The following is a 2,869-nucleotide window of genomic DNA, read 5'->3' on the forward strand; positions in this document are numbered from 1 at the left end:
GGCGAGGCGCGTGACGAGCCCGGCTGCGGGATCGTCCGCCGCCAAGCCGGGAGCGCGGGATGCCACCGCGGCGACGAGCGTCGCGACGGCGGGGTCGCCGGACAGCAGCCAGGTGAACGCGGGCTCGATGCCGGTGTCCAGCAGGCCGATCAGCCGGTCCATGCCGGGCAGGTCGCCGAACCCGCCGAGCGCCGCCGCCGTCTCCGCCGGGTCGCGGAACCCGCACAGCGCCTCGAAGCCGTCCTCGGTGGCGACGATCAGCTCGGGCTTCGCGTGCGGGTCCTTGTAGTTGCGCTCCCGGGCGGTCAGCGGGATGCCGGCCGCCTCCTCGCGCGCGAAGCCGAGCTCGGCCTGCCGGGTCGTGGGGTGCGCCTGCAGCGACAACGACGACGCGGCCGAGAGCACCTTGAGCAGGTACGGCAGCGAGACGGCGGCATCCCGCTCCCACTCCTGCAGATCCACCCACGGCGCCGTCCCGGTGAACCGCGCCGGCGAGAGCGGGTGGGCACCGAGCCACAGCTCCGCCTCCGGGCCGCCCGACGGCTGCCAGCCCAGTGCGGCGGAGACCCCGTCGATCCGGCCCCACGCGTTGGGGATCGGGGTGTTGGTCAGCGGCAGGAACCCGGTCATGCTCTCACCCTTGCAGCCGAAGATGAACGATCAGAGACCGACGCCGAGCAGCTCGCCGAGCACCTCGACGACGCCCTCGTCGTGGTGGTGCGGCGCGATGCGGCGGGCGACGGCCTTCACGTCGGGGTGCGCATTGTCCATCGCGTACGACCAGTCCGCCGCCTGCAGCATCTGCACGTCGTTGAGGTAGTCGCCGAACGCGGCCGTCTGAGCGGGGAGGATGCCGAACGCCCGCTGCAGCGCGCGCAGCGCCTCGCCCTTGTCGGCACGGGCGTCCATCACGTCCACCCAGTTCGCACCCGACACGACCACCTGGTGCGTTTCGCCCACGGATGCCAGCGCCGGCGCGATCTCGGTCTCGGCGTCGCCGAAGCAGAACACCGCGATCTTGATGGCCCGATCGGCGACCGCGGCGAGATCGTCGACGACCTCGCGCTCGACGTAGTACTTCGCGACTTCGGCGAGGAAGGCGGCATCCGTGCGCGTCACCCACGCGCAGTCGCGCCCGGTGACGACCACGCCGTAGTCCGCCGTCGTCTCGCGCAGTGCCGCGACGACCGTGTGCACCACGTCGGCGTCGAGCGGGGTGGAGCTGATCTCGACGTCGTCGCGCACCACGTACGTGCCGTTCTCGGCGATGAACGGCATGCCGTCGGCGGCGCGGGCGAACAGCTGCCGCAGTGTCGCGTACTGCCGGCCGCTCGCGGGCACGAACACGATGCCGCGCGCGCGCATCTCATCCAGCAGCGGCCAGAGACGCTCCGGCACGGCGCCGTGCGCATCCAGCAGCGTTCCGTCCATGTCGACGGCCACCAGCCGCAGGTCGGGAGTCACGACTCCACGGTACCCGGCGCGACGGCCGCCTCCGATTCCGCCCGGGCAGCCATCGTGGCGGCGTGGCGGCTGCGCAGGCCCTCGAGCATGAGGTCGACGGCGAGGGCGAAGTTCGCCGGATCGTCCAGGGCCGGCAGGTGCCGGGCGACCGCCGTGATGTTGGGGTACTCGTCCGGATCGAGCGTCTGGTACTCGTGCTGCCAGGCTCCGAGGTCGCCGGCCATGGTCTCCGGGCTCAGCGCCAGCAGGGCGGCATCCTGAGCCGAATACGCCAGGACGAAGTCGCTGAAGACGCGGTAGTAGCGGGCGGTGTCCTCGTCGTCGAACCCGGCGCGCCGGAAGATCCCGATGACCTGGTCGATGATGCGGTACTCGTTGGGCAGCCGAGCGGTGCGCACGCTCGCCTCCTGCGCGATCTGGGGATGCCGCATGAACACCTCGTGCGTCACCATGTCGCGGGCGCGCAGCTCCTCGGCCCAGTCCTCGGGGGGATTCTCCGGCAGCTCTGCGAGCACCTCCCCCTGCAGCGCGTCCACGAGCGACCGCATGAGGTCGTCGCGGTCGCGGAAGTGCCGGTACACGGCCGTGGGGTGGGCCCCCAGCTCACGGCCGAGCGCCGTGAAGCTGAGGGCCGCCGCCCCGCCGCGCTCGGTCACGCGGAACGCCGCCTCCACGATGAGCTCGGGGCTCAGGCGCGGCTTGGGTCCCGGGCGACCGGCGCGGCCGGACATTACTTGCCCGTCCCGCCGAGGTACGCCGCCCACGGGTAGTAGACGTAGTCGAAGGTGGCCGGGGCACCCGAGATGCGCTTGTTCATCCACACGTCGTTGACGAGCTCGACGCCGCCGATCATGGGGTTCATCTCGTCGTGCAGCTGCTTCTCCATCTGGGCGACGAGCGCGGCTCGTGCAGCGGGGTCCTTGGTCGACACGGCCTGGGCGTAGGTCTTGTCGATGCCACTGTAGCCGCCCTGGTTGAACGAGCCGTTGCTGACCGCCGTGATGCCGAGCCAGTCCAGCGGGTTCGGGATGTTCGCCCAGAACTGCGTGTAGAGCAGGTCGGTGTTGCCGCGGGTCTTCGGGTCGTACAGGTAGTTCGAGTACCCCGTGGCCGGCACGACGTCGAGCTTGAAGTTCAGCCCGATCTTGTCCGCGGCGGCCTTCACGGCGAGGCCCAGCTGCTGGGTCTCCGCCTGCTGCGGGACGACGAGGCTGATCTGCTCGGCTCGCGTGGAGGCGGGGACGTGTACGGACCCGTGCACATGACCCCCACGCCCGGGGTGCCGACGGCGGCGCCGTGCTCCTGTGAGAACTTCTTCTCGACGACGACGCCCGCGTAGGTGGCCAGTTCGTCGTTGAACAGGTAGTCGGGCTTGGCGAGCTTGATGGTGACCTGGTTCGCCCCG

4 protein-coding genes and 1 pseudogene are annotated in these 2,869 nt (G+C 71.0%); all 5 read right to left on the reverse strand.

Going from position 1 to position 2,869, the window contains the following annotated elements; genetic code table 11:
- The coding region (locus VJR25_RS06730; protein WP_324113859.1) for a type I phosphomannose isomerase catalytic subunit at positions 1 to 630 on the reverse strand (630 nt) is incomplete at its 3' end.
- Positions 631 to 660: 30 nt separating this feature from the next.
- Complete coding sequence (locus tag VJR25_RS06735; RefSeq protein WP_324113861.1) at positions 661 to 1,464, reverse strand: Cof-type HAD-IIB family hydrolase; 804 nt, start codon at positions 1,462 to 1,464, stop codon at positions 661 to 663.
- Positions 1,461 to 2,195, reverse strand: coding sequence for a TetR/AcrR family transcriptional regulator (locus VJR25_RS06740; protein WP_324113863.1), 735 nt, complete (start codon positions 2,193 to 2,195; stop codon positions 1,461 to 1,463). The genes VJR25_RS06735 and VJR25_RS06740 overlap by 4 nt, the downstream gene beginning before the upstream one ends.
- Complete coding sequence (locus tag VJR25_RS06745) at positions 2,195 to 2,725, reverse strand: hypothetical protein (RefSeq protein ID WP_324113865.1); 531 nt, start codon at positions 2,723 to 2,725, stop codon at positions 2,195 to 2,197. The genes VJR25_RS06740 and VJR25_RS06745 overlap by 1 nt, the downstream gene beginning before the upstream one ends.
- Positions 2,626 to 2,869, reverse strand: a pseudogene (locus VJR25_RS06750) (hypothetical protein); the annotation flags it as partial. The pseudogene VJR25_RS06750 and the gene VJR25_RS06745, both read right to left, overlap by 100 nt.

It is taken from the genome of Microbacterium sp. (assembly GCF_035277845.1).
In the GTDB taxonomy this organism is placed as follows: domain Bacteria; phylum Actinomycetota; class Actinomycetes; order Actinomycetales; family Microbacteriaceae; genus Microbacterium.